Annotated in this window: 24 protein-coding genes, 1 tRNA gene and 4 pseudogenes; 19 read left to right on the top strand and 10 right to left on the bottom strand. The window is 41.1% G+C overall.

All coding sequences use genetic code 11. From position 1 onward, the window contains the following. Window positions 1–68: 68 nt before the first annotated feature. Window positions 69–1,187: a ribonuclease D gene (gene rnd, locus QV280_RS08805; protein ID WP_039969969.1), complete on the top strand. Its 1,119-nt coding sequence runs from the start codon at window positions 69–71 to the stop codon at window positions 1,185–1,187. Window positions 1,188–1,277: 90 nt separating this feature from the next. Here rnd and minE read toward each other — a convergent pair whose 3' ends face one another. The 3 genes from minE to minC are packed head-to-tail and all read right to left on the bottom strand — an operon-like array spanning window position 1,278 to window position 3,038. Further along, window positions 1,278–1,538 (bottom strand): cell division topological specificity factor MinE, encoded by a 261-nt coding sequence (gene minE, locus QV280_RS08800; protein ID WP_021715003.1) that lies wholly within the window; start codon window positions 1,536–1,538, stop codon window positions 1,278–1,280. A gap of 7 nt (window positions 1,539–1,545) precedes the next feature. Next, window positions 1,546–2,358 (bottom strand): septum site-determining protein MinD, encoded by an 813-nt coding sequence (gene minD / locus QV280_RS08795; RefSeq protein ID WP_023402643.1) that lies wholly within the window; start codon window positions 2,356–2,358, stop codon window positions 1,546–1,548. 17 nt (window positions 2,359–2,375) lie between these two features. Next, window positions 2,376–3,038 (bottom strand): septum site-determining protein MinC, encoded by a 663-nt coding sequence (gene minC / locus QV280_RS08790; protein ID WP_023402644.1) that lies wholly within the window; start codon window positions 3,036–3,038, stop codon window positions 2,376–2,378. Window positions 3,039–3,216: 178 nt separating this feature from the next. Between minC and QV280_RS08785 the strand changes: the two genes are divergently transcribed. Both QV280_RS08785 and QV280_RS08780 read left to right on the top strand, forming a co-directional pair. Then, window positions 3,217–3,504 carry a YcgL domain-containing protein gene (locus QV280_RS08785; RefSeq protein ID WP_023402645.1) on the top strand — a complete coding sequence of 96 codons (288 nt, stop codon included), beginning with the start codon at window positions 3,217–3,219 and terminating at the stop codon, window positions 3,502–3,504. Window positions 3,505–3,528: 24 nt separating this feature from the next. Further along, on the top strand, window positions 3,529–4,530 hold the full coding sequence (locus QV280_RS08780) for a lytic murein transglycosylase (RefSeq protein ID WP_152819639.1): 1,002 nt from the start codon (window positions 3,529–3,531) through the stop codon (window positions 4,528–4,530). A gap of 81 nt (window positions 4,531–4,611) precedes the next feature. On the opposite strand, the gene folD is transcribed toward QV280_RS08780, so the two are convergent. After that, window positions 4,612–5,463 carry a bifunctional methylenetetrahydrofolate dehydrogenase/methenyltetrahydrofolate cyclohydrolase FolD gene (gene folD, locus QV280_RS08775; RefSeq protein ID WP_021714998.1) on the bottom strand — a complete coding sequence of 284 codons (852 nt, stop codon included), beginning with the start codon at window positions 5,461–5,463 and terminating at the stop codon, window positions 4,612–4,614. Window positions 5,464–5,662: 199 nt separating this feature from the next. Between folD and QV280_RS08770 the strand changes: the two genes are divergently transcribed. Both QV280_RS08770 and QV280_RS08765 read left to right on the top strand, forming a co-directional pair. After that, a tRNA-Arg gene (locus QV280_RS08770) sits at window positions 5,663–5,739 on the top strand. A 322-nt stretch (window positions 5,740–6,061) separates the two neighbouring features. Beyond that, window positions 6,062–6,835 carry a hypothetical protein gene (locus QV280_RS08765; RefSeq protein ID WP_152819640.1) on the top strand — a complete coding sequence of 258 codons (774 nt, stop codon included), beginning with the start codon at window positions 6,062–6,064 and terminating at the stop codon, window positions 6,833–6,835. Here QV280_RS08765 and QV280_RS08760 read toward each other — a convergent pair. After that, entirely contained in the window at window positions 6,828–7,040 is a 213-nt protein-coding gene (locus tag QV280_RS08760; protein ID WP_152819641.1) for a hypothetical protein, read from the bottom strand. The genes QV280_RS08765 and QV280_RS08760 overlap by 8 nt on opposite strands. 202 nt (window positions 7,041–7,242) lie before the next feature. On the opposite strand from QV280_RS08760, the pseudogene QV280_RS08755 reads away from it, so the two are divergent. From QV280_RS08755 to QV280_RS08745, 3 genes and pseudogenes are all read left to right on the top strand, one after another. Beyond that, a pseudogene (locus tag QV280_RS08755) lies at window positions 7,243–7,628 on the top strand (transposase); the annotation flags it as partial. Between the two features lie 420 nt (window positions 7,629–8,048). Next, complete coding sequence (locus QV280_RS08750; RefSeq protein WP_152819642.1) at window positions 8,049–8,531, top strand: RDD family protein; 483 nt, start codon at window positions 8,049–8,051, stop codon at window positions 8,529–8,531. A gap of 5 nt (window positions 8,532–8,536) precedes the next feature. Further along, window positions 8,537–10,165, top strand: a complete 1,629-nt coding sequence (locus QV280_RS08745) for a toxin-antitoxin system YwqK family antitoxin (RefSeq protein WP_152819643.1) — start codon at window positions 8,537–8,539, stop codon at window positions 10,163–10,165. 114 nt (window positions 10,166–10,279) lie between these two features. Here QV280_RS08745 and QV280_RS08740 read toward each other — a convergent pair. Further along, a pseudogene (locus QV280_RS08740) lies at window positions 10,280–10,387 on the bottom strand (IS481 family transposase); the annotation flags it as partial. A gap of 73 nt (window positions 10,388–10,460) precedes the next feature. Here QV280_RS08740 and tnpA point away from each other — a divergent pair. The 3 genes and pseudogenes from tnpA to tnpC form a co-directional block, all read left to right on the top strand. Beyond that, the gene (gene tnpA, locus QV280_RS08735; protein ID WP_152819644.1) at window positions 10,461–10,760 is read left to right on the top strand and encodes an IS66 family insertion sequence element accessory protein TnpA; all 300 of its coding nucleotides are present in this window, start codon (window positions 10,461–10,463) and stop codon (window positions 10,758–10,760) included. Then, entirely contained in the window at window positions 10,757–11,101 is a 345-nt protein-coding gene (gene tnpB / locus QV280_RS08730) for an IS66 family insertion sequence element accessory protein TnpB (protein WP_152819645.1), read from the top strand. The genes tnpA and tnpB overlap by 4 nt, the downstream gene beginning before the upstream one ends. Before the next feature lie 84 nt (window positions 11,102–11,185). After that, window positions 11,186–12,520 (top strand): annotated as a pseudogene (tnpC, locus tag QV280_RS08725) (IS66 family transposase); the annotation flags it as partial. 256 nt (window positions 12,521–12,776) lie between these two features. Here tnpC and QV280_RS08720 read toward each other — a convergent pair. Further along, window positions 12,777–13,895, bottom strand: a complete 1,119-nt coding sequence (locus QV280_RS08720) for an IS110 family transposase (protein WP_023403555.1) — start codon at window positions 13,893–13,895, stop codon at window positions 12,777–12,779. A gap of 46 nt (window positions 13,896–13,941) precedes the next feature. On the opposite strand from QV280_RS08720, the pseudogene QV280_RS08715 reads away from it, so the two are divergent. Continuing rightward, window positions 13,942–14,148, top strand: a pseudogene (locus QV280_RS08715) (transposase domain-containing protein); the annotation flags it as partial. A 122-nt stretch (window positions 14,149–14,270) separates the two neighbouring features. Here the strand turns inward: QV280_RS08715 and QV280_RS08710 are convergent. The 3 genes from QV280_RS08710 to QV280_RS08700 all read right to left on the bottom strand — a co-directional run bounded on the left by QV280_RS08710 (window position 14,271) and on the right by QV280_RS08700 (window position 16,856). Further along, a complete protein-coding gene (locus QV280_RS08710; protein ID WP_447026249.1) occupies window positions 14,271–15,545 on the bottom strand; it encodes a toxin-antitoxin system YwqK family antitoxin in 1,275 nt (424 codons plus the stop codon). Between the two features lie 58 nt (window positions 15,546–15,603). Beyond that, window positions 15,604–16,074, bottom strand: a complete 471-nt coding sequence (locus tag QV280_RS08705; RefSeq protein ID WP_447026248.1) for a toxin-antitoxin system YwqK family antitoxin — start codon at window positions 16,072–16,074, stop codon at window positions 15,604–15,606. Window positions 16,075–16,295: 221 nt separating this feature from the next. Next, a complete protein-coding gene (locus QV280_RS08700; protein WP_152819647.1) occupies window positions 16,296–16,856 on the bottom strand; it encodes a ricin-type beta-trefoil lectin domain protein in 561 nt (186 codons plus the stop codon). A 472-nt stretch (window positions 16,857–17,328) separates the two neighbouring features. Between QV280_RS08700 and QV280_RS08695 the strand changes: the two genes are divergently transcribed. The 7 genes from QV280_RS08695 to QV280_RS08665 all read left to right on the top strand — a co-directional run bounded on the left by QV280_RS08695 (window position 17,329) and on the right by QV280_RS08665 (window position 25,278). Next, window positions 17,329–18,492 carry an ABC transporter substrate-binding protein gene (locus QV280_RS08695; RefSeq protein ID WP_152819648.1) on the top strand — a complete coding sequence of 388 codons (1,164 nt, stop codon included), beginning with the start codon at window positions 17,329–17,331 and terminating at the stop codon, window positions 18,490–18,492. Next, window positions 18,492–19,574 carry a FecCD family ABC transporter permease gene (locus QV280_RS08690; protein WP_240432730.1) on the top strand — a complete coding sequence of 361 codons (1,083 nt, stop codon included), beginning with the start codon at window positions 18,492–18,494 and terminating at the stop codon, window positions 19,572–19,574. Before QV280_RS08695 ends, QV280_RS08690 begins: the two co-directional genes overlap by 1 nt. Beyond that, window positions 19,574–20,320 carry an ABC transporter ATP-binding protein gene (locus QV280_RS08685; protein WP_023402657.1) on the top strand — a complete coding sequence of 249 codons (747 nt, stop codon included), beginning with the start codon at window positions 19,574–19,576 and terminating at the stop codon, window positions 20,318–20,320. The genes QV280_RS08690 and QV280_RS08685 overlap by 1 nt, the downstream gene beginning before the upstream one ends. Before the next feature lie 280 nt (window positions 20,321–20,600). Continuing rightward, the gene (locus QV280_RS08680) at window positions 20,601–21,287 is read left to right on the top strand and encodes a response regulator transcription factor (RefSeq protein ID WP_152819649.1); all 687 of its coding nucleotides are present in this window, start codon (window positions 20,601–20,603) and stop codon (window positions 21,285–21,287) included. A gap of 3 nt (window positions 21,288–21,290) precedes the next feature. Continuing rightward, entirely contained in the window at window positions 21,291–22,559 is a 1,269-nt protein-coding gene (locus tag QV280_RS08675) for a sensor histidine kinase (RefSeq protein ID WP_152819650.1), read from the top strand. Between the two features lie 403 nt (window positions 22,560–22,962). Next, complete coding sequence (locus QV280_RS08670; protein WP_023402660.1) at window positions 22,963–24,357, top strand: TolC family outer membrane protein; 1,395 nt, start codon at window positions 22,963–22,965, stop codon at window positions 24,355–24,357. Between the two features lie 165 nt (window positions 24,358–24,522). After that, window positions 24,523–25,278 carry a SapC family protein gene (locus QV280_RS08665; protein ID WP_021712535.1) on the top strand — a complete coding sequence of 252 codons (756 nt, stop codon included), beginning with the start codon at window positions 24,523–24,525 and terminating at the stop codon, window positions 25,276–25,278. Window positions 25,279–25,424: the final 146 nt, after the last annotated feature.

The raw sequence follows: 25,424 nt of genomic DNA, 5'->3' as shown, positions 1-25,424 counted from the left end.
GCCCTCACTAAGCAAGCGCAGTCGGCGCATGCGATGTGGGGGCGTTTTAATTAGGGTATAAGAGCATTTTGAATTATCAAATAGTGACAGACACTCAAACTCTGGCACAAGCGTGCAACCAAGCACGACAGAAAGCAGCCGTTATGTTGGATACAGAATTTGTTCGTACCCGCACCTTTTTTCCACAGCTTGGCTTGGTGCAAATGTATGATGGCGAACTTCTTAGCCTAGTTGATACCTCTGTTATTGACGATATCACGCCAATGGTGGAGTTACTTGAAGACCCAGACTTACTCAAAGTTCTGCATGCTTGTGGTGAAGATATTGAAGTATTCCAGCATCACTTTCACACCATACCAACGCCAATGGTTGATACTCAGGTAATGGCGGCGTTTTTAGGGCACGGGCTTTCTACAGGGTTTGCCAGCCTAGTGAATGAGTATTTGTCCGTCGAGTTGGATAAGAGTGAAGCGCGCACTGATTGGCTAGCAAGACCGTTGACCGCAAAGCAATTAGATTACGCCGCAGCCGATGTATTCTATCTGCAACCTTTATTTGACAAACTGCAAGCGTCATTGCAAGAGTCAGGATATTGGGACAATGCACTGCAAGAGTCTGAATTGCAGGTATCAAAACGCATTCGTCATCATGAGCCAGAAAAAGCATATTTAGATATTAAAGGCGCATGGCAGTTGTCACCAAAACAACTGAGTGTACTTAAGCCATTGGCAACATGGCGTTATGAAACGGCACTGCGTAAAGATTTAGCACTTAACTTTGTGTTTAAAGAAGCTGACTTACTCACCGTCGCTCGCTTTAATCTAACCTCTAGTCGCGATATGGAGCGTGAGCAGTGCGACGTACGTTCAGTGCGCCGATATAGCGCTGTGATAGCCAATATTGTGCGTAAAGCACAATCGACGCCAGAGTCAGAATGGCCGCAAAAGGTGGATCGCTTAGTGGATTTACCCACTTATAAGCAAACATTTAAAGTGCTCAAAGATGAAGTGAATAAGGTGGTGAAACAATCGCATCTTGCTCCGGAGTTTTTAGCCTCGAAGAAACAAGTGAATCAGTTAATTTCTTGGGTGTGGCGAAAAGATCAGGCGGTGGAATATACCCCTGATTTAATGCAAGGTTGGCGCAAGCCGTTACTGGGCGACAAATTGCTAGAAAAGCTAAAATAAGAAGCCAAATTAGCAGTAAAAATTTAAGACAAAAAAGAGGCGATGAATATTCATCGCCTTTCTCTTTATTATGCTGGTGGTTTGTCTACGCTATTCTTCTTCAGGAAGTTTAACGTTGAGCTCTAGCACGGAAATATCGTCGTCCTTTTGTTCAAAAGAGACGTTCACCATATCCGGTTCCACTTCCACATACTTACTGATCACCCGCAGAATATCTGCTTTAAGCTCTGGCAAGTAAGAGGGCGCCGGGTCGTCATGACTGCGGCGCTCAGCAACGATGATTTGTAAACGTTCTTTAGCAACGTTGGCCGTCGATTTTTTCTTAGGACGGAAAAATTCTAACAGAGACATAGATCAATTAACCCCCAAATAGACGCTTAAAGATACCTTTCTTCGGTTCGGTTAGGAATCGAAACTCAACTTCTTCACCAAGTAGACGTTGCACAGTGTCGTGGTAAGCCATACCTGCATCAGATTGATCGTCAAATATTACCGGAATACCTTTGTTAGAGGCGTTAAGCACTGCTTGGCTTTCTGGGATAACACCCAGTAGGTTGATGTGTAGGATTTCTTCTACATCTTCAACACTTAGCATTTCACCTTGTGTTACGCGAGCAGGGTGATAGCGAGTCAACAATAGGTGAGTTTTTACAGGTTCAAGATCTTGCTCAGCGCGGCGAGACTTAGAATCAAGAATCCCTAAAATGCGGTCTGAATCGCGAACAGAGGAGACTTCAGGGTTAGTGGTCACAACGGCTTCATCTGCAAAGTAAAGTGCCATTAGCGCGCCTTGCTCGATGCCTGCAGGCGAATCACAGATAACGAAGTCAAATTCCATTTCATCTAGCTCGTTGAGTACTCGTTGCACGCCTTCTTTTGAAAGGGCATCTTTGTCACGAGTTTGCGATGCAGGAAGAATAAATAGGTTTTCTGTACGCTTGTCTTTAATCAAAGCTTGATTAAGCGTTGCTTCACCATTGATAACGTTAACGAAATCATAAACAACTCGACGCTCACAACCCATAATAAGGTCTAAGTTTCTCAGGCCTATATCAAAATCAATAACGGCGGTCTTCTTGCCCAGCAAGGCAAGACCCGATGCAATAGCAGCACTAGAGGTGGTTTTCCCTACGCCGCCTTTTCCTGAAGTGACAACAATGATACGTGCCATACTTTATCCTTTATCCTTTATTTAATGTTGAGAAAGTCACAGTGCAGAGTTTGATCCGTCAAACTTAAGATCACTTGCTCTCCCCAGTAGTGAGATTCGATTTGCTCGCTAAGCCAATAGTTTCCTGCGATAGAAACTAGTTCTGCTTGCATGTTATGGCAAATTATTGATGCGTCTTGCCCACTTGCTCCTGCTAGAGCGCGTCCGCGCAATGTACCATAAATATGAATGTTGCCATCAGCGATAACCTCTGCGCCAGCACTGACGTGATTGAGGATAATAAGATCGCTGTCTTTTGCGTAAATTTGTTGCCCAGATCGCACTGGATTACGCACTACTTTACTTGGTGTTATTTCAACAGGTGCTTTATCGGGGCGATTGGTACCTGTCATAACAGCAAGCCCTGCTTCCCTGGCGCATTTTTCTAAATGCTTATCGGAACATTCAGTCACGCCAACGGGCACCATACCAATATTAATAATACCTTGTTTTAGCTGTACCAGATCTAACTCAGAACTGGCTTGCGATAAATTAATGACTAGTGGAGCCGATTTAAAAAAAGCTGGAGCTTTGGCTACTTTCTCATCCAAGTAACAAATTGCTGAAGCAGTGCTGTGTTCATACATATGAAGCACCGTAAGTGGAAAACTGGTTCCCTTTAAGTCTGGAGTTTGAGACATCGAAGCTAGCCTTGGCATATAATCAAACAATTACTTGTCATGTTATCCATCGAAGCGACACTCGACAAGTAAACTTGTTGTCAAATATTAGTTTTAGACTCAAAATCGACTTAAGTCTTTAAAAACTCCATTTTAACGACTTAAGATTAGATATGAACCCAATAGATCAAGGCCATGTATGATTTGCGCAATTTATAAAAGTACCAAAAAGCAAGGTATGTATCTTTACATTACCAAAAAAGATGACTTCTCTTCTGTCCCAGATCAATTGATGGAAATGTTTGGCAAACCCACTATGGTGATGGTGATTAACTTAGCAAAACGCGATCTTGCGACTGTAGATGTGGCGAAAGTTAAAGCGTCACTAATTGAAGATGGTTACTTCTTGCAATTGCCACCTCCAGTAGAAAACGAACTGGAAAATTACAAGCTACGTAAAAAACAGCAAGGTGACAACGCTGAATAGAGAAACTAAAAAAGAGGCAACACTATGATAAGGATATTTAAGTGTAAAAAGAGCCTTGGCTTAATGTTATTGGCGAACAGTTTGTTGGTGTCGGCCAATGATCAGGTTTCGGGGCGTGATATCAGTTTTGATAGCTATGTCGAAAGTTTAAAACATGCAGCAATAGAGCAGGGTATAACACCTAAAACGGTCGATAGTGCTTTTCAAAATGTGCAGTTTAAACCTAGAGCAATTTCTGCTGACCGTTCTCAACCTGAAAATAAAATCACACTTGATGAGTACCTCCCACGCGCGGTGCCACAATGGAAAGTAAAGCAAGCCAATCAAAAGTATCGTCAGTATAAAGCTGACTTACAGCGCATTGGCGAGCAATACGGTGTTCAGCCTCGATTTATAGTGGCACTGTGGGGCGTAGAAAGTAATTTTGGTGCGCTCACTGGCGGATATAACGTGATTGATGCGTTATCCACCATGGCTTATGAAGGGCGTCGCGAATCCTTTTTCCGCAGTGAATTAATGTCTGCGTTAACCATTTTAGATCAAGGGCATATTAGCGCCGCCAATATGAAAGGCTCATGGGCGGGAGCGATGGGACAACCACAGTTTATGCCCAGTTCATTTTTGAAATACGCAGCCGATGGTAATGGTGATGGCAGCAAAAATATCTGGGGCAACAAACAAGATGTATTTGCATCCGCCGCCAATTATTTACACACCTTTGGTTGGGATAATACCTACACTTGGGGCAGACAAGTTACTTTATCGGCATCTTTAGATAAGTCGCTGTTTGGCTTAAAGTCACAACAAGGAAAAACATTGCAAGAGTGGCAAGCGTTAGGGGTGCGTAACCTGCAAGGGCATGCGTTACCTAAACTCACTACGCCAATTAAGGCATGGCTTATTGCGCCAGACTCACCTTCAGGACGCGTGTACTTGGTGTACAACAATTATCAGGTATTAATGAAATGGAATCGGTCGTATTATTTTGGATTAGCAGTCAGCCATTTAGCCGATCAGATCAAATAGCTTAAATCGAAAAATTAAAAAGCAATGAGCGAGGACATATCCTCGCTCATTTTTATTAGTGTGCGTTAAATTAAGAGTGATTTACCAAGATTTTTCACAAGCAATCATAGTGTTCTCAATTAAGCTTGCCACTGTCATAGGGCCAACACCACCAGGGACAGGAGTAATGTAGGCAGCGCGTTGACTCGCAACGTCATATTCCACATCACCAATCAATTTACCGCTTTCTAAACGGTTGATGCCTACATCGATAACCACTGCGCCTTCTTTAATCCAATTACCCGGAATAAAGTTAGGTTTGCCCACTGCAACTACCAAAATATCCGCCTGACGAACATGACCTTCTAAATCTTTAGTAAAGCGGTGACAGGTAGTGGTGGTACAGCCAGCAATTAACAGCTCCAACGTCATCGGACGACCAACAATATTGGATGCGCCCACCACAACCGCATGTTTACCGTGCGTTGGCAGGTTGTAGCGTTCTAAAAGAGTGATAATCCCTTTTGGCGTACAAGAGCGAAGCTTAGGCATGCGCTGCGCTAGACGACCCACATTATAAGGATGGAAGCCATCCACGTCTTTTTCTGGAGTAATACGCTCAAGCACAGGCGTAGAATCAATGCCCGCAGGCAGCGGCAATTGAACCAAAATTCCATCTATTTCGTCATCAACATTCAGTTGATCAATTAGCGATAACAACTCTTCTTCAGTCGCCGTAGCAGGAAGATCAAAAGACTTAGACACAAAGCCCACTTCCTCACAAGCGCGACGCTTACTTCCCACATACACTTGCGATGCAGGATCTTGACCCACAAGCACCACAGCCAAGCCCGGAGCACGCAGTCCAGCGTCGGTACGAGACTTAACGCGAGCCTTTACTTCAGAACGAACAGTTTGAGAAATCAGTTTTCCATCAATATTTTGAGCAGTCATGACGATCCCTATATTAGGCAGTTCAATGTTTCGGCGCATTGTCGCAGAAAAGAAACACTTTTGCTACATAGCAAACGTTTGCTATGTCCGCTTTATATGCATTTTTAATGTTACTGCCCTTTTTTTCAGCACTTAGTTCTAAATGTTCAATAAACCCGTTGACCAATCACGCTCAACTCGTATAATTCTTTCCTGTAGCGCGCCCTTAGCTCAGCTGGATAGAGCACGTCCCTTCTAAGGATGTGGTCGTAGGTTCGAATCCTACAGGGCGCGCCATATTCTATAAGGCCTGACAGCTTTTCAAGTTGTCAGGCCTTTTGCGTTTTTGGTGGTTTTTCACTTTAGTGGTCAAGTAAGTGGTCAAGTAAGGGTGGGGTTTGGTGCTACCTGATGAAGCTTATTGATGCTTTTGTGGAGTGTAGTGCTGGGTTTAGAAAGTAACTGAATAGCTTTGTTTGCTAAAGTATGTGAAAACGAAATCAAGCATCAAGGTCCATATCTGGTTCGTTTGTACTCATTTACTTGCACATCAAAGAGCTTTTGAAGTAAAAATATATTTGAACAGCAGTTAAGTATGTTTGTACTCAAAGGAGCATCAATGAGAAATTGTGATTTAAAATCCATACGAATAAATGGTGGAGAAGGCATTTATCCCAGAACTTTTCTAAAGTTTGATTTGTCAGATCCCGACTTTTGGGATTTAGTTCAGTCTGAGAGTGCAAATAAATTACATCAAATACAGAGCTTGTTAGCCTTCAAGCCAGAGGTATTCGAACCTTCGAATAACTTAGTGTGGGAAACAATTATTACATCTGCGAATCAGGTAGGAATTTCTTTAGTAGAAAATACTCTAAATAATATGTATCCAGTGGAAAACGGAGAAGTAAGTGTCGATAACTTATTGAGACTTGGGTCTTACGAAACAAATCAAGCGATATATAAGGCCATAGGAGATGCTGTAAGCGTATACATTGATTTTTGCTATAAACGCTTTATTGACTCTTCGTTATCCGATGATGACTATAAATTGATGATGGAAAGCCTTCTTTGCGGGGCTCAACTGACAACAGCACGCTATGAGCCATTAATTTCAGCTGCAAGTAAATTATCATTTCATGAAGCGAATGAAGAAAGAAAGAAGCAGAGTGCAGAGAAAGCGAAAAGGGCTATAGAGCTACAACAGAGCTTGAAACAAGTTCATCCAACTAAAAGTGACTCTTGGCTTGCAGGGCGCGTAGCAACAAAGCTTACTGATGAGTTAAATGCTCAACTAGCGGATGATGAAAAGAAAATATCAGTTTCAAAGAAGACAGTTCAAAGATTCTTTACTGAGGATAAGAAAAAGAGAGCAGTGTTAAAGGTCTTCATTTAGGTCTAATAGATTTTTTAACTCCGAAATAAACAGCAGAAATAATGTAAACAACGATAGAAAACATAATCGTAGCACCACCTATACCAACCATAGCTTCGGCTATCGCAGCACCACCTTGATTAAAGTTAATTAACATTGAAATAACTGTCCCAATTGCACCTAGCTTTAAAAACCACAATGTTGGTTTCCATGCTTTATAAAACATTACACACTCCATAAATTTCAAATATAATTGTTAATATACATAAGTAAAATTTTATTTTCTGATTAATTCATCACAAAACAATAACAATGTCATTATCTCGTTCAGTAAGGCGTATAAAGTGATGCGCGAACTATGGTGAGGAGACTGTCCTAAATTCTGTGTAATTGCCTAAACTAAGCCTTAAAGGCTAAGGATAGGCAATATGAATAAGAAAGAACTTGAAGCTTTCGCTAAGGAAGCCGCTAAAGGAATTAAAACTCCTGAAGACTTAACTGAGTTCAGTCAAATGCTGAAGAAAGTCACGGTTGAGGCTGCTCTCAATGCAGAGATGGATGCGCACCTTGGCTACGAAAAGAATCAGCCCTCTAAGTCTAATAATTACCGTAATGGCAAGAGCAGTAAACGCGTAAAAACCGAAGATGGAGAGTTTGAACTCGATACCCCTCGGGGCCTTGGCTCGTTTGAACCTAAACTGGTCAAACGAGCCAATCACGATTTACCTCTATGGATGACAAAATCTTGTGGCTCTATGCCCAAGGAATGAGTACTCGCGATATCGTCAATGCTTTCGATGAGTGGTATGGCGCCTCATCACAAATACCAAACGTAAAATTATTCAACTGCCCAAAAGGTCTGCCTTGACATTGAGTAATGGTTTGAAGAAATTCAGCATATTCTGTGCCTAATTTACACTTCTTCAATATTCATGAACTTAAACTCTAAAGTCTATGACTGAATTCAATATTTCTAAAACCGTGCAATTAATCACAAATTATCTAACGCAATCAATTGCTTATGGTGGTGGTTTTAATTAAAATCACCTAGAAAAAAATTGAGAATCTCACTATAGATCACCACTGCAATTGCAAGTGTTCTATTTCTGTCTGGTTGCGCTACACCATATCACTTGAAAAGCTATAAAACTATTCAAGGATGACATGTGAAGCTTCTAAAGTTGTAAGAAGCTTTACTTCTATTGAGTCTTAAATTAATTAATAAGGTAACTATATGCTAAATCATAATATTGAATATGCTGGAGCATTTAAACGGGTTTTAGCTTGGATTATCGACTCTATCATTCTTGTTATTCCAATTTTCATATTCGTTTATTTTCTTGAATTAAATGTTTATCAAAATACTACATCTATAGATTCTATGGTCGCAGGAGGAATGAGCAGTTTCGAAATTCAAGCAAGGCTTGATGCGACAGTTGACGCCTTAAGCAACTTAGTTGGTTTTTTGATTTCGTTATTGTACTTTTCTTTTATGGATAGTTCCAAAAAACAAGCTACTTTTGGGAAGTTAATCATGGGAATAAAAATCATCACTAAAACTGGAGGAAAACTATCTTTTTTCCGAGCAATGTGGCGATTTATTAGTAAGATATTTAGCTCATTAATTTTATTCATCGGTTTGATAATGATTCCATTCACTAAAAAGAAACAAGGGCTACACGATTTTATGGCTGGTTCCTTAGTTGTTAAAGGCTAATTGATATGCCCAATTTTATGAACAGGTTTTTCGCCTCGATCTTGCTCATTTTTACAGTTGCTGGTTGTCAATCTACTCAAATTAAAACTTCTGTTAAGGAGAACCCATGTTCCGAACTGTCGGAGGGTGAAATCACTAAGGTAGAAGGCGACTATTCAGTCACTTACGCTTGTAATAACTATCTAATAGATGGGTATGTTAAAGGTTATTATGATACAGGTGAACTAGCATCTAAAAGCACTTACAGTGTTGGAAAAAGAGTTACAGAAGAAACGCTTTACCATAAATCTGGTAAAATCCGAGGTATTTTGCCTATTAATGGAAATGGAAAATTACATTATGAAAATGGAGCTTTACAGTCAGAAGTTCCATTTGTTGATGGTAAAGAATCTGGTTTAGTCAAATGGTACTACGAGAGTGGTGCTTTACAGTCAGAAGTTCCATTTGTTGATGGTAAAGAATCTCGTTTAGCCAAATGGTACTACGAGAGTGGTGCTTTACAGTCAGAGGTTCCATTTGTTGATGGTAAAGAATCTCGTTTAGCCAAATGGTACTACGAGAGTGGTGCTTTACAGTCAGAGGTTCCATTTGTTGATGGTAAAGAATCTGGTTTAGCCAAATCGTACTACGAGAGTGGTGCTTTACAGTCAGAGGTTCCATTTGTTGATGGTAAACAATCTGGTTTAGTCAAATGGTACTACGAGAGTGGTGCGTTGCAAGGTGAAGTTACGGTTGTTGATGGTAAAAAATCTGGTTTACAGAAAGACTATTATGAAAATGGAGCTTTACAGTCAGAAACTCCATTTGTTGATGATAAAAAATCTGGCTTAGGTAAATCCTACTACGAGAGTGGTGCGCTGCAGGGTGAAGCTCCATTTGTTGGTGGTAAAGAATCTGGTTTAATCAAATACTACTACGAGAGTGGTGCGTTGCAGGGTGAAGTTACGGTTGTTGATGGCAAGCCAATTGGTGTAAACAAAGGCTATTATGAAAGTGGAGCTCTACAGTCAGAAACTCCATTTGTTGATGGTAAAAAATCTGGTTTAGGTAAACAATACTACGAGAGTGGTGGTTTACAGTCTGAAATACCTTTCATTGATGGGCAACAGCACGGTTTGGTTAAGAGCTACTATGAAAGTGGTGTTTTACAATCTGAACTATCTTTTTATGAAGGACAGCAGTCTAGTTTAAGTAAGTGGTATTACGAAAATGGAGCTTTACAATCGGAAGCTTCTTTTGTTGACGGTAAAGAATCTGGTTTAGTCAAATGGTTCTATGAAACAGGCGTTTTACATGAGGAAATTCCTATGAAAGAAGGTCTTTTTTCAGGTTTAGGTAGGCAGTATTTCCCTTCGGGAAAACTGAGTCGGGAGGCTTCATATAAAAAAGGGGGGCTTGAGGGACCTTCCAAACAATATGACGTAAATGGCCAGCTTTTATTTATAAATAATTATAGCGACAATAAACTTGATGGGTTGCAGAAAAAATTCATCAATAAAAAGTTAGTTAATGAACAAGAATATATTAATGGTCAACTTCATGGTGTTTCAAAATTTTACAATGAAAAAGGAACGTTGATAAAAAGAGAGAATTATGTGAAAGGTAAACTGGTCGGTTCTTGGGAGTTGAGATGATAACGCTTATTTAGCGGGGAAATAGTTGGAATTAAAAACATAAAAGTTAAAGACTTAGATAAAGCGATAGATAAATTTGAGTTGAGTTAAACAATATTCCATCATTTGTCTGATTCATAGAGATCGTTTCAATTTTTGAAGCTCAAGATCAAGCTTATAGTTCTGTTCTTGGGTTCTTTCTTCCTCGGGCTGATAACACTTTTGAACATCATCAGAGAAAGGGTAAGCGCTTAATTAACCCCACGTACCAAGCTAACTGATTGTCTGCCATAGTATCTCTTTCTAAGGAGGTACTATGAATCAACAAGATAAACGGGCGTATTGGACAACCATTCTTGAGCAGCAACAGCGCAGCGGCTCAAGTATCAAACAGTATTGCATTGATAACAGTATTAGCTATCAAACCTTTTACTATTGGGCGAAAAAACTAAACCAGCCAGAGCCTCAAACTGAAGTACAGCCGATTGTCGTTACTGAGCCTGCTACAGATAGCTCGATGTGTGTGATCTTAACCTTTGGCAATGGCATTCGAGCGGAGTTACCCGCCACGCTCAGTCCTCAACAAATTAGTCAATGGGTTGAAGCGCTGCAATGATGCCATCGGGTAAAGTTTTTCTCGTATCGGGCGTGACCGATATGCGTAAGTCTATCGATGGCCTCTCACTCATCGTCGCCGAGACGCTTGAGATGGATCCGTTCAGTGAGTCTTGGTTTATCTTTTGTAATCGAACCCGATACAAACTGAAAATCCTATTTTGGGACACCAATGGATTTTGGCTCTATTACCGCCGCTTAGAAAAAGGCACCTTCAAATGGCCCAAACCAAGTTATGATGGGGCGATCCATATCAACAAGCAACAATTAAGTTGGCTACTTTCAGGGCTAACGTTAAATCATGCCAAAGCTCATCGACCTTTATTTAGTCTAGAAGTGTGACCGCTGATATTGATCATCATTTTGCACTTGAACGATCTTTTTTCGCTGTCACACTTAGGGTCTTGATTTAATCTGAGCCCTGATATGACCGACCTTCCTGACGATATTGAACAATTAAAAGCGATGTTGCTTGACCTTCATCAGAAGAATGAAGCTAAAGATAAGTTACTGGCTGCGAAACAGGAAGAAGTTGCAGAGCTCAAGACTAAAGTTCAACTCTTAATCGAGCAACTTAACCTGAACAAATCAAAACGCTTCTCTGCACAGAGTGAAAAAACGCCAAAAGGCACATTTAACGAGGCAGAGCAGCAAAATACCGTATCTAAATCAAAAGCTGATGACGGAAAAAAGAGACGAGGCCGCAAACCTCTTCCTAAAGAGCTCGAAAGAGAAGTTCATAAACATGAGCTCAATGCTCCTTATTGTGACTGCTGTAACGAACCTTTACACCCATGCGGTGTTGAAACGTCTGAAGAGCTAAAAATCATTCCACAAAAGGTCAGCGTTATTCGACACGAGCGAACAAAATATGCTTGTCGACAATGTGAGAAAACGCAGACTAAGACAAAGATCGTTACTGCACCAAAACCAGCTAGTATGATCCCGAAAAGTATCGGTTGTGCCGATGCATTCTCCGCTGTCGTGACGGCAAAATACGTCGATGCACTACCACTCTATCGCCAAGTAGATATTCTCAATCGTTCGGGTATCGATATTAGTCGGGCAACCCTGGCTAACTGGTGTGTTCAGCTTGGCTGTAAAGTCCAAATCATCATTGATGCAATGAAAGAAGAGCTTCTGAAAGAGAAGCTTATCTGCGCAGATGAGACAACGGTTCAAGTGCTACGAGAAGAAGATAAAAAAGCGCAGTCCAAGTCATACATGTGGGTCTACCGCAGTGGTGAGTTCGTTAATAATCCCGTGGTCATATACGATTATCAGTCAAGTCGCAGAGCTCAATGTGTGCAAGACTTTTTGACTGGGTACAGAGGTTATCTGCTGTCCGATGGCTACAGTGCTTACGACAAACTTGAAGATGTCACTCAAGCCGCTTGCATGGCACATGTGCGCAGAAAGTTCACCGAGGCTCAGAAAGCTTCACCGTCTAAAAAAGCTGGCAAACCAGAAAAGGCACTGAACTTTATCGGCAAATTATACGGTATTGAAAAGAACGCCAAAGAACTGGATGCCCAATCACGTTACCAACTACGACAACAAGAAGCCCAACCTATTTTGGATGAGTTCAAGCAATGGCTTGATGCTCAAAATGTTTTGCCTAAAGGGTTGCTTGGGAAAGCGATCTCTTACACTCAAAACCAATGGTCGAAGTTACTCACTTATCTTGAAGATGGTGATATCAGTATCGACAATAATGTGACTGAACGTGATATAAGACCGTTCACGACGGGTCGAAAAAACTCTTATGACCTTTTTCAAGTTTTTCGGCAAAACCTCTCTCTCCTCTGTGAGACGAGGCGTAGTTTCAGAGTAGGTATTGCTTGAAAGTGAATTAGCAATAACTTGGATTATACATACTCTTATTCGGGGATCTTTAGCCCCAACATGGTTTTCGTAATGAGTTTACCTCTATCTGGCTGCTAGTATCTAACCAAGTGGTCGACTTAAATTCTTGACGAGGGTTACTCACCTGAGCTTCTTCACTTCCAAGCAAATTTTAAACTCTCTGATTTCGAGTGGTGACAGCAATGTCCCACATGAATCCAAGTAACTCTCTCGCAACAGCAGTAATTGCTATTTGTGACTTTTTCCCTTTAGCTACCAAGCTTCGGTAACGGAAACATAACCGCTGCTGAGCTTTCCAAGAGATATCTTTAGCTTCTTGGCAAACACTATTTGGTCGATTTGCGATTAACCAACTACCGACTTTAGCATTGTTTCTATAAGCCCATGCTGCCTCATATAAAAGCCGTCTTAACTCAACATTTCCAGCTTTAGTGATCCCTGCTTTACGAGTCACGCTACCACTTGAATGTTCACCAGGTATTAGGCCAAGGAATGCCATTATTTGTTTCGGATTACTAAATCGGGAGAAATCACCCAGTTCAGCCACTACGGAGATTGCAATCGTACGTCCGACACCTTTTAGAGCTTGAAGTTGATTAACCAAGTTATACAGTGACCAGTTAGGAAGCAACCTATCAATTTCTTGGTCTAATTGCTCAATACGATTTTCGATTTGTTCCAAGCTTTGTCGATAGTGTTCATAAGCTATTTGTTGAGAAGCTAAGGGGAAAGATTGATTTGCTAGCCATACACGATGGCGCACAGTCCACATTTTCTTTTCATACTTTTTACCTGTTCTCAGAAGAATGCTTTGGATTCGTTGCTTGGCAACTTTAGTATCTTTCTTTGCACAACTTCTGGCTCTCACAAGATCACGCATAGCTTCATGTGTTATGTCAGGTACCCAGACATCAACTAACTCACCCGCTCTCAACAACCTCGCTAAAGCGACCGCATCACGATGATCGTTCTTGATCTTGTTGGTTGATATCTTAGGTATTCTAGAAGGAGCCACAACTGTACACTCTATGTTCATGCTAAGTAGCAATCGATATAGACCATAGCCTGTTGGGCCTGCTTCGTAGCAGACAAGGATTGAACCGTGAAGCTTGATGAGCTTCTTCATTAGACGAATAACGGCCTCTTTTGCTGAAGATATATTCCCATAAAATCGAATTTCTCCCTGCCGTTCTGGACTTGCGATCGCAACAGCAATTGTATCCTTATGCACATCAAGCCCAATATAAGCAGAATAGTTGACGGATTCCATATTGATGACCTCCAAAAACGCACCAGTAGTGAATCTAAGTATATAAGGTCATACCATCTGGATGTTCTCCACTTCGGTGGGCGGAGCAATCGCAAGTGCAAACTTGTATAGCTTGGTGATGACTTGTCGCGCCAATGACATGAACCCATATTACTACTTCCAGCACCTTTTTAATGAGCTACCCAAGCGAAGTCCTACCGATGATATGTCGGATCTAATGCCGTGGAACGTGCAGATCAGTGAAGCTCAATAGAGCTTCACTGGTTTATTGAGCGTTTACTGTTAGATCATCTGTAAAGATTTATGGCTATCAATCATTTATATATTGCTAGGCCAATCTTCTGACAAACCGGTTTTGGTCAGTTCAAGTTTGAATTACAACGCATCACCGCCTGCTGTATTCCAGACCTTATTAAAGCCTCGAATGTCCAATTCGCTAGTGATACCGTTATAAGTAACAGTGATAGTGCTATGTTTTTTAAGATGATTCAGTAGAAATTTGGTTCCAGCTGCGGTTGATGGAGTTATTCTTAGTTGGGTATGGGTTCGACTATACGAATTGTGATCACACCAACTTAAAACTTTAATATTCTGATTGTCGATTTTTACAGAGTTTGGCAATTGGTCTTTGGTATTACATATATCGTTATTTAGATTTTCAAATTCAATATAGTTTTTCTGCTTATTTCCGTTGCTAAGAGTGACTCTAAAAGAACTTAATGAAACGTTATTTATGTTCGAATCGTTGATTGAAAAGGTGGAATCATCGGCAAAGAACCCAAAACCGAACATGTGTTGATGAAGTTTATTTTTTCGTTCTATTTTGGTGGTGTCTGTTTTTAGCAAGATTTTGTCGTTGGCTACGAGTAGGGTAGATACTGGATGACTTTTGGAGTCTGTGATTTTGACAAGGCCGTGAGTCATACCTTTTAATTTTTGTAATTGTACTCGATTATTGTCTTCATTATAGAAAGTCGACTTACCTGTAAATTTCGATTCACCTCCTTCAATGGTATAGATACCTGATTGCATTAGATTTCCATGCTTATTCCATTCTTTATATGGGCCGATTAGCTTGCTTTTTTTATAGGATTCGATTGTTTTAATTTTGCCGTTCGGCCACCAAGTTTTTGCTGTACCAAATACTTTTCCTTCGATCGCAGTGCTTTCTTGTTCCTTAGAGCCATTTTCATAATATGTGGTTAAATGTTGGATTGTTTCGTTTGAATCATCGGGTATGTGCTGGCGCAATACTGCTTCTAACTTGTGCTGCTCTGTATAGAAATTAGTAGTGGATTTAAAGTGAAGAAGGCCGTCCATAGTTGTATCGGCGATTGTTTCTGATTTGGTATTTCCTTTAGCATTATCGAAATAAGCTGTCGCAGACCAAAGATACTCAGGAGTCTCCAATAGACTAATAACCTTGCGCTTAGTATTTAGATTGCCACTTGGAAAGTACGAGTAATAGAAGCCACTAAAACCTACGATATTTATTACACCATCTTGGATAAGGTTGCCATTGGCGTCCCACTTTCGGATGACAGTTTGGTTTTGGATTGATTCCAATTTCAGTTTCTTAGCGTAGGTTTCAGCTTTGTTGCTGTCGTGGTTTATTTCGCTAGCTTTAATTCCAGTGTCGAACCAGTGCAACTCTAAACCAGTTATTACATCTTTTGATAGTGTAACCTCATGAGCTTTTTGGTTGTTATCATGCCACTGGTAGTGTTTTACCTGTAAATTTGCCTTCTGAATATTGTCCTTTAGATGTTAAGTTTCCACGCTCATCGTAAGATTCATAAGCACCAAATTTTTTACCATGGTCAACATGATAAATAGCTTTAATTTTACCGTCTTGATAGAAGTCTTTGGTTGTACCTGTATTTATGCCGTTGGTGTACTCGGATGTTGATATGATTTGACCCAATTGGTAGCGAGTCTTAACACCTGAGAAGTCTTTTAGAGCTGGGCCTTTACAGGTGCCTTCTGAGATTTCGGTATTGCGCGGGTTATCCGTTGAGGCGACTTTGCACTTGCCATCTATTTTGTTGTTTATGTAAGTATAGCTAGATTGAAAACTACCATTTTCAAATTGTGTTTCAACCACGCCATTTTTGGGGAAAATAGAAGCGCAGGCTGCTAGGCTGAGTGGAAATGCGAGAATTAAAATTTTTAGTTTCATAGTTGTTAGATACCTAAAACGACAAAAACCTCGCTACAAATACAAGGTGTTTTTCGAATAAAAATATGTCTGGGGTTTCGATGCTTTCAACGTACTAAGTTGAAGTTTATCGAACCCCAGAAAGGTATCGATATGTGGTAACTAAGATATTAAAAATCATTAATATGCGGTTCTAAATACGAAGGTTGCTTAGAGCTGTAACCTCCGCAATTTTAATTTTACTAGCTCGCCACAACATCCCACTGCTTCAGCGAATCTTCAGTTTTATCACACTCAGTTAGTTTCAATGTACGCTTAACCCAAGGCCCAGCTTTAATGGTTTTGGTGTCGATAGATAGACAGCGGTTTTGATCCACATCCAATCTGATGGTTTTGTCTTCTTTATTGTAATCAAACTTTTGGTGTGGGTGGTCGCTACATTCTAGTAGGGCGAATTCTGATTTTCCGGTTGCTAGTAGCACTTGCATGCATTGGTTTTCGTAGGCGTAAGAACGGATTTGTTTGGTTTGGGGGTCGTATTCAAATCGAGCGTCGTTGCTTGAGTTGTTTCTTGGTGCGTCTTTATCTTTTGATGGCGGCTTACAGGTGTGGGTGTGCATCAGTTCTGAATAGCCGCGGCCGAATGTGTCTAAGCAAAAACCGTATCCGTTGGGTTCGTCTAAGTTTTGACTAAGTGCGATGTAAGGTGCGTGGGTTGGGATGTTGAGTGCTTTTGCCGATACTTGTCCGGCAAACAAGACAAATAAAGATAGGATTGAAACTTTTAAAACTGAAGTGTTCATATTATGCCCTTTAAACAGTAATGGGTTTCTGAAAAATACGTCAAATAATAGCTTGTTGAATACGATGTAATTCTAACTAAATGAGAGTGCTAAGCAGTTCGATTTGCAACTAGATTTTGCAAGCATATCAGAATATTTTAGGGCGACTAGTGATTAGTGATTTCCCTTTTAGTTGTGTGAGTGTTCGCGCAAATTTACGTTTCTCTAAATTGTAACCTATTGTTATAAAAATAGTTTTCTTGCTCGTTGTTATCATTTAAATCGCGTTTTTGAACTCATTATTAAACTATTCTTCTTAAGGCATTTATTGTCGGTCTAAGCTACTTACTTAATCAATATGCAGTAGAGATCTGTGATTTATTCAAATACTGCAATCATTGGTTGATCTGTGTCACGTGGTTACAATTGTTTACAACTTAATTGAAAGTGATTATCATTCCCAGACCGTCACCCAAAGCGAATGCAAATCATTATGAAAAACTCTATTGTTAAGCGCCTATTACTTACTGGTTTGGCGTGCCTACTTTCTTCTCCAGTAGCTTTTGCTGATACGTTTCCTGTTACCGTCACTGATGTTGCAGGACGAACTATCACTATCGATCATGAACCGAAGAATATTGCTATTTCAACCGGTCGAGTTTTTCCGCTATTAGACATCGTTTACCAACAAGAAGCGGCTGCGCATTTAGTGGCGTGGCGTGATGATATGCGTACTTCTGCGCCGAGTATGTATGCTAGCTATGTTAAAGATTACCCAAAACTTAAAGATTTAACGCAACTCGGTAAAATTAAATCGGGTGAGTTTGATGCTGAACGTTTTATCCAAATGAAGGACAAGCCTGATTTATTTATTGTCGATATCGTGAATGTGAAATTGGCAGAAGAAGAAGGTTTGTTTGATAAGTTAGAGCGAGCTGGCATTCAAGTGTTAGTGGTGGATTTTCGTGAAAACCCGCTTAAAAATACGGTGCAGTCTGTAACGAGTGTAGCGACAGCGGTAGGGCGTCATGAACAAGGTCAGAAGTTTGCAGCTTACTATCAGAAACACTTAGATAACTTGTTAGCCGGTCTTGCCAAAGTGCCAGCTAGCGAACTAAATAAGAAGGTGTTTATTGAGCGCTCTGCGGGTAAACGTGAATCATGTTGTGAAACATTTGCTGCCGGTAACATGGGTGATTACGTTCCATTTTTAAAGGCGGTCAATATTGCGGATAAGCCATTAAAAGGTGCGTTTTCTGGGAACATGTCAGCGGAAAGCCTCATCATTGCTCAGCCTGATATCTACATCATGCAAACAACAGGTTGGGTGGATAAAAATGGCGATCCTAAAGCGGGGATCCCACTTGGTTATAACCCAAATGAAGACGCCATCAAATCGGCAACGAATAAGCTATTGCAACGCACATGGATGAGACCGACTCCTGCGTATCAGAACAAACAGGTCTACTCTATCTATATGCCGTTTTATAACTCGCCATACAATCTTGTGGCTTTAGAGTATTTCGCAAAATGGTTTTATCCAGAGCAATTCAAGAATTTAGATCCTGAGCAGACGTTTGAAGAGATGAATCAAACATTAGCTAACCGCACCGTGACTGGCATCTTCGGCCAAGATAATTTTAAGGTTATACAATAGTGAACCCACGACAGAAAACGGCGCCGCCGAGTATAGGAAGTGAGGCGGAAAGTGCCTTGGCATTTCACCGCACTCGAGAGCGAAAGAAAGTCACCATGTTGGGCGTGTTTTTTATACTCAGCATCGTTTTTCTGGTGGCCGATATATTGATTGGCTCGCAGGGCTTAACCTTATCACAAGTGCTTAATGGTATTTTTTATCCAAAGAATAGCGATTTAGCCACACAAATCATCATCTGGGATATTCGCATGCCGATGTCTCTAATGGCGCCATTTGTTGGTGCAGCACTGGCACTTGCGGGCGCGCAGATGCAAACCACACTGAACAACTCACTAGCTGACCCATATACCTTTGGTGTTTCTGCAGCGGCAGGCTTTGGCGCAGCACTGGTGATCATGAATATTGTGGCGGTGCCGTTTATTCCCGTGGAATATCAAATTGCGACGATGGCATTCATTATGTGTTTATTAACAACGCTTTTGATTGCGGGCATATCTTCAATGAAACGTATTTCAATTGAAGGTGTGATGTTATTCGGGGTGGCCATCATGTTTGCATACGACGGTATGCTGACCATGATGCAGTACTCAGCGTCAGAGACTCAATTGCAAACATTGGTCTTTTGGCAAATGGGTTCATTAGATAGAGGCAGCTGGCAAAAAATCATTGTGTTAGCCATTTTAATCCCAACTGTGCTAGTGATTATGATGAAAGATTCATGGAAGCTATCATCACTTAAAATTGGTCAAGAGCGCGCAGAGTCTATGGGTATCAATGTGAATCGCCTGCGCAACAAGACCTTGCTGTTAGTGTCATTAATCACCTCAATATCAGTGGCCTTTGTTGGTGCGGTGGGTTTTGTGGGTTTAGTCGCCCCGCATATTGCACGAATGATATTGGGCGAAGATCAACGCTATTTCTTGCCGGCATCCGCACTTCTTGGCGCGGTATTACTTGAAGTGGCTTCCATTGCCAGTAAATCGATTATGCCGGGGCAAATTCTTCCGTTAACGGTAATGATGTCAATCATTGGTGTTCCATTCTTTATTTACTTAATCATCAAAAAGGGCGGCAGATTTTAATGGGACTTAAAATTAGCAATATATCCGTATCTTTTGCTGGCAACACAATTTTAAACGATCTGAGTATTCCGGAAATTCATTCAGGAGAAATGGTTTCACTTATTGGTAAAAACGGGGCAGGCAAGTCAACGCTACTAAAGCAAATGACCAAGCTGATTCGCTTAAATCCCAAGTCTGTGACTCTTGATGATAAGCCGTTAGTTTTGGGCGATATTGGTTATTTACCGCAAGATCATAGGATCTCAGCTAGTATCACTGTGGTAGAGCTTTTAATTACGACCATGCATGTGGGTGTCAGCTCACTTTTTACCCGAGCGCACAGCGCCGAAAAAGCCTTAGCTTTGTTAGAGCAAGTGGGCATCATTCATCTTGCCAACAAACTGTGTACTGAACTCTCTGGCGGTGAAAGCCAAATGGTTGGCCTAGCGCAAGCGGTGATCAATCAGCCGAAAGTGCTGATTCTTGATGAGCCAACCTCAGCATTAGACATGAGTAACCAGTTAAAACTGCTGGAATACGTGAGAAGTTATACAGTAGATAATAACGCTTGTGTATTGATGGTGGTGCATGATTTAAACCTAGCTATTCAATACTCGCATAAAGTGGCGGCATTACATGATGGTCAGCTGTTTATTTATGGCGAACCGAAAAAAATCATCGACCAACAACTGATTCAAGATGTGTTTAATGTTAATTCGCAAGTTATCCAACTTGAAGATCATCCCGTTGTTGTAGTGCGTCACTAATCACAAGCTGAAATAGCCATACTTAGGTGTATTTGTTTTCTCTAAAACAGTAATCGCCAACTCTTCAATATAGTGCTCCGCTGAGTTTCTACCTGAAACTAGCCGGAGCAGAATCTACCCTCCCATATCTTACATATAATCTTGGATTCGCCTTGAGGCGCATGCTTTTTAGCCTTAACCTAGGATTAACCAGTTTAGAGTTAAGTTAATGCTATGTATGCTGGGATAAATTCCCTAGCAGTGCATTTCTCTACAAATAATAAAAGGTAAGCGGGTCACTATGGGTTTAGAAAATTGTCAGTTGTTGTTGGTCGAGGATGATTTGGATCTGGCGACAGCGGTTATTGATTATTTAGAGTTGGACTCTATCTCTTGTGACTACGCGACCAATGGTTTATCTGGTCTAAATATGATTACAGAAAATCATTATGATGCGGTCATTTTAGACTTAAACCTACCCAAAATGGATGGTCTAGAAGTATGCTCAAACCTGCGAGCACAAGGCTATGATATTCCTATTCTAATGCTCACTGCTCGCGATACTCTGGATGACAAGCTGAAAGGTTTTTCCAGTGGCGCGGATGATTATCTGGTGAAGCCGTTTGCGTTAGAAGAATTAGTGGCACGTATACAGGTTTTGTCGCGGCGTCGCAGTGGCGAAGTCAATAAACTCACCGTGGACGACTTAGAGCTCGACCTTAAAGCAGAAACGGCGACTCGAGCAGGGAAGAGCTTAAAGTTGTCTCCAACCGGTTTTAAAATACTGGCCGCTTTAATGCGAAAAACACCGAATGTGATTAAGCGTGAAAAACTAATGCAAGTAGTGTGGGGTGATGATCAGCCAGACAGCAATAGCTTAAAAGTGCACATGTTTAATCTTAGAAAAGCGGTAGATAGCCAGTCGGACTATAAACTGATTCATACTGTCACTGGGCAAGGTTTTGCGCTTCGACGAGAGAGCAACTAACGTATGAAAATTCGCGCAAGCCTAAGATTGTATGTCGCTGTTGCCATGTTTTTATCCGGCACATTGCTGGTGGCGGGCATGTCTACGGTAGCGGTGAATTATTTCTTTTATGGATTGGATACTTCATTAACCACCTTCATGCGCTCGGAAGCATTCGAATTTGATGCAGAAGATGGTAAGCCCTATCAAGTGCAAGAGATGACGATTGCAACGCGCTGGCAAGATTTACCAGAATTAATACAAAACCGCTTTAAAGATGTCCATCTAGAAAATGGGAAGTTAGCCAAGAAAATTGATGGTATCCCTATTTTGAAAGTCCCCTCTGTTCGCGACTTTTTGATGAAGTTGGAACGTGATGGCAAGCTTCGTTATATCTCCATCTCTTTTGATGATAGCGATGTAAAGCGTTCGTTAGCCGAAGAACGTCCTAAATTTCTTTATATCTTACTGTTTGCGCTAGCAGCAATTACCCTATTTGGTGTGATACTGCTTATCATGCTTAAGCAGGTTTCAGAGCCAGTTCGTCAGTTGCGTAACTGGGCAAAAAGGTTGGACAAAAAGCAGAAAAACGAACCCACGCCCAACTTTCAATACAGTGAGCTCAATGTATTAGCAGAGATCATTGAATCCAGTTTGAATTCAGTACAAGAAAGCGTCACCCGCGAAAAAGAATTTTTAGGTTATGCCAGCCATGAACTGCGCACGCCCATTGCAGTAACTCGTAGTAATGCTGAATTGCTACAAAAAATGATTGAGCGAGGTATCAATACGGATAAACAGCTGCAAGTATTAGATAGAATCCGCCGTGCTTCCTTTACTATGACAGATCTAACTGAAACCTTGCTGTGGCTAAATCGTCAAGAACACAAACAGCTTGCTGAAGAATCGATTGTATTAGGTGATTTGGTGTTTCAAATTCAATCTGAGTTGCGCTATTTACTGGAAGGTAAGAGCGTTAACGTCAGCATAAGCCATGATTCTACAATGCTAAGTATACCGCCAGGCTTGGGACGAATCGTGATTACCAATATTATTCGTAATGCCTTTCAACATACTTATGAAGGTGATGTTGTTATTGAACAAAAACAACAAAGCTTACTTATTACCAATCATAATTATTCAGATAATGATAACCAACATGACTTAGGGTTTGGTCTTGGCTTGCAATTGACTGACCGATTGATCAAACAATATGGTTGGTATTATAAAAATGAAACGCTGTCAGATGGACGACGTGTAGAAATTCATTTTGATCATCAGCAAACTACATAAGTTTTCAAATCTAATGGTTATGCAATATTGAAGAATAAGAAACCGTGCCGGTTAAGGAATGCCGCTAGGATTTAATAATGTATTTTCTGTTTTGTCATAAGATATTCTAAAAAATTTGAACTCTTTTACTTTATTGTCAGATCAACTCTTATCCCTGCTTTATCCTATCTGTAATCCATTAGTTAGTCGATTTTACCTGTTATGCGCTACAAACAAAGAATAACTAATTCCTTGTTTCTGTAAGGGTATTCATAAGTGTTAATAATAAGTGTTATTTTTTGTGTGATTTTGTAAAGCCTGCATATACTTCGTAGAGAAGTAAATCAAGTTTGCTCATAGAAGAGCGAGCATTTACATAATCATAGACAGATAAAATGCTCATTTAGATGCAGGGATGGATTAAATGATTAGGAAACTCCTCAGCGTAGTTACGCTTGGGGCTTTGGCCTCAAGTGTGAGTGCAGAGAACTTGCTTGATATGTACCAACAAGCGTTGGAACACGATCCTATTTATCGTGCAGGTATTGCCCAGCATGACGCAGATAGAGAAGTGTACGATCAAGCACTGGCTTTTCTACTTCCTACCTTAGATCTAGAGCTGAGTCATACTCAGACTTATCAAAAAATAATCAGCACAGATAATCCGATTCTCTCTTCGCGGGATTCAACGGATTACCCAACCAATGAGCTGAACCTCTCTCTTACTCAATCGATATACAGCTACAGCAATTGGGCTGCTTTTTCGCAAGCAAAACAAGATGTGAAAGGGGTAGCTGCTGAGCTAGAAGGGGTGCGACAAGAGTTAATGCTGCGAGTGGCTACTGCTTATTTTAGCGTGTTAAAAAGACGTGACACCTACTTAGGCATCAACGCCGAAGTGAAATCGTTAGAGCAAGTAAACGAATTTGTAAAAACCCAAGCTGCGAATGGTCTTGCTCGTAAAACAGATGCATTGGATGCCGAAGCTCGATTGCTGCAAGCGCAGGCGCGTAAAATTGAAGTAGGAAACTCACTGCGAGATTCGTTGCAAGGTTTGTATGAAATTACCGGCTATATTCCGCCAAATATGGCAACGCTTGGAGAAGAGCTGATATTAGTCAAGCCTGATCCTTTTCAAGTGGAAAGTTGGCTAACCAGCGCGCAAAAAAATAATCCTTCTATTATTGCAAAACAAAGTGCCCTTGAGGCGGCGCGTGAAGATATCCGCAGCCAAAAAGGTGGGCATTATCCTGAGCTTGATTTAGTGGCCAATTACAACATTACCGAAGTCAACGGCACCTTGTTTGATGGGAAAAGTGAGATAGAAACCGCTGACGTAATGCTACGTCTTAAAATCCCAATCTATGCCGGCGGCTCAGTGTCATCTCGAGTTCGAGAAACCGAGTCTCTTTACCATAAATCGCGTAACGAGCTAGAGCAAACTTGGCGTCAAACCTCACGTGAAACGCACGATGCCTTTACTGGTGTAACCAGCTCAATTAGTAAAGTTGAAGCACTGAAAAAATCAGTAGAAGCGTATGAATCGGCAGTGGATTTTAAAGAACAATCTTTTGAATCAGGTGTGGCGACCAGTATTACTGTGTTAGATGCGGTTCGCGATTTGTTTATTGCCCGCACCGAATATTCCGCTGCTCGTTATGACTATCTTTATAACCACTTACGACTCAAACGAGCCGTAGGCACGCTGACAGAGTTTGATCTGCAGCAGATAAACAACACGCTGCAAGGAAAAGAGGTACCAACAGATTTAAGTGTTCTAGATGAGGACCTAGAGATTTCTAGGTTGATGTTGTACTAGGTTGAGCGGTCATTATTTAGCGTAAGCAAAGCGCTTAAATAAGCAGTTTTAGCTCAACAAAATTTTCTTTCAACAGGCTATTTTCTCAACCTAGAGAAAGTGTTCGTTCATAACGGCAAGGCGTGCTGAGAGAAGAAGTATTTTACCGATGAAAAGGAGTTCAATGTGGCTACTCAATTATTGATTTATGGACAGGTCGAAGCGGTTAACAAAAAGCGTCATCAAGATTGGTCGATTAAGGCTGAAAATAACTATGATTTCGCAAAAAACGTCAACTCAGTACCACTGATGGCGGCTGAGTTTCCACATGCCGCGCAAGACTATGCCATTGTGTTTGCGGGAGAAGGCGATCAAGTACTCCCTGTGGTGATTATGGGGATCAAGCAAGATCAAAACTTATACGTCAACGATCAAGGGCAATGGGTGGCTAAATACGTCCCTGCGTTTGTTCGTCGTTATCCGTTTGTGTTTGCCAGCACTGATGAGGGCGAAACTCTTACTTTATGTTTGGACGAGTCTTACTCTGGCTGTAATAAAGAAAACCAAGGCGAACGTCTGTTTGATGGCGATGGCGAGCAGACTCAATACTTAACAAAAGTGCTGAGCTTCCTACAAGATTATCAAAGCCACTATCAACGTACACAAGCCTTTTGCAAGAAACTCGCAGAGCTTGATTTGTTTGAAGATATGGGCGCGAAATTTACTCTGCCGACAGGCGAAGAGCGCACCCTAACAGGCTTTAAAGTGATCAATAAAGAGAAGCTAAAAGCGTTGCAGCAAGAAGACCTATCTCAGCTGTTTAATTCAGATGGTTTGGAGCTGGTTTACCTGCATCTGCACTCGCTACGTAACCTGAATAAGATGCTGCAAAACGCAGGGTCAGAACAAGTGAATATTGATGAACATGGAAGCGTTCATTAGTCGTCGATGGAAGGGGCAACCCGATTGCCCCTTAAAGAACAAATAGATAGCACAGCTCTTTGAGCTGTGCATTTTTGCTTTTAGAAATGCAATAACCGCATAAAGCATATGGGTATCTGCGGTGGCAGAGCTCAAGGAAGGTTAAA

The sequence above is a fragment of the Vibrio sp. B1Z05 genome (assembly GCF_052955985.1).
Note: the sequence above shows the minus strand (reverse complement) of the source record. Positions and strands in the feature narration are given on the sequence as shown.

Bases quoted from the DNA above. Each gene is read 5' to 3' on its own strand.
- minE (WP_021715003.1), bottom strand. From the start codon at position 1,538: ATGTCTCTGTTAGAATTTTTCCGTCCTAAGAAAAAATCGACGGCCAAC.
- QV280_RS08760 (WP_152819641.1), bottom strand. From the start codon at position 7,040: ATGTTTTATAAAGCATGGAAACCAACATTGTGGTTTTTAAAGCTAGGT.
- tnpB (WP_152819645.1), top strand. From the start codon at position 10,757: ATGATGCCATCGGGTAAAGTTTTTCTCGTATCGGGCGTGACCGATATG.
- folD (WP_021714998.1), bottom strand. From the start codon at position 5,463: ATGACTGCTCAAAATATTGATGGAAAACTGATTTCTCAAACTGTTCGT.
- QV280_RS08720 (WP_023403555.1), bottom strand. From the start codon at position 13,895: ATGGAATCCGTCAACTATTCTGCTTATATTGGGCTTGATGTGCATAAG.
- QV280_RS08700 (WP_152819647.1), bottom strand. From the start codon at position 16,856: ATGAACACTTCAGTTTTAAAAGTTTCAATCCTATCTTTATTTGTCTTG.
- minD (WP_023402643.1), bottom strand. From the start codon at position 2,358: ATGGCACGTATCATTGTTGTCACTTCAGGAAAAGGCGGCGTAGGGAAA.
- QV280_RS08695 (WP_152819648.1), top strand. From the start codon at position 17,329: ATGAAAAACTCTATTGTTAAGCGCCTATTACTTACTGGTTTGGCGTGC.
- QV280_RS08780 (WP_152819639.1), top strand. From the start codon at position 3,529: ATGATAAGGATATTTAAGTGTAAAAAGAGCCTTGGCTTAATGTTATTG.
- tnpA (WP_152819644.1), top strand. From the start codon at position 10,461: ATGAATCAACAAGATAAACGGGCGTATTGGACAACCATTCTTGAGCAG.
- QV280_RS08750 (WP_152819642.1), top strand. From the start codon at position 8,049: ATGCTAAATCATAATATTGAATATGCTGGAGCATTTAAACGGGTTTTA.
- QV280_RS08745 (WP_152819643.1), top strand. From the start codon at position 8,537: ATGCCCAATTTTATGAACAGGTTTTTCGCCTCGATCTTGCTCATTTTT.
- QV280_RS08670 (WP_023402660.1), top strand. From the start codon at position 22,963: ATGATTAGGAAACTCCTCAGCGTAGTTACGCTTGGGGCTTTGGCCTCA.
- QV280_RS08705 (WP_447026248.1), bottom strand. From the start codon at position 16,074: ATGAAACTAAAAATTTTAATTCTCGCATTTCCACTCAGCCTAGCAGCC.
- minC (WP_023402644.1), bottom strand. From the start codon at position 3,038: ATGTCTCAAACTCCAGACTTAAAGGGAACCAGTTTTCCACTTACGGTG.
- QV280_RS08765 (WP_152819640.1), top strand. From the start codon at position 6,062: ATGAGAAATTGTGATTTAAAATCCATACGAATAAATGGTGGAGAAGGC.
- QV280_RS08675 (WP_152819650.1), top strand. From the start codon at position 21,291: ATGAAAATTCGCGCAAGCCTAAGATTGTATGTCGCTGTTGCCATGTTT.
- QV280_RS08685 (WP_023402657.1), top strand. From the start codon at position 19,574: ATGGGACTTAAAATTAGCAATATATCCGTATCTTTTGCTGGCAACACA.
- QV280_RS08785 (WP_023402645.1), top strand. From the start codon at position 3,217: ATGATTTGCGCAATTTATAAAAGTACCAAAAAGCAAGGTATGTATCTT.
- QV280_RS08680 (WP_152819649.1), top strand. From the start codon at position 20,601: ATGGGTTTAGAAAATTGTCAGTTGTTGTTGGTCGAGGATGATTTGGAT.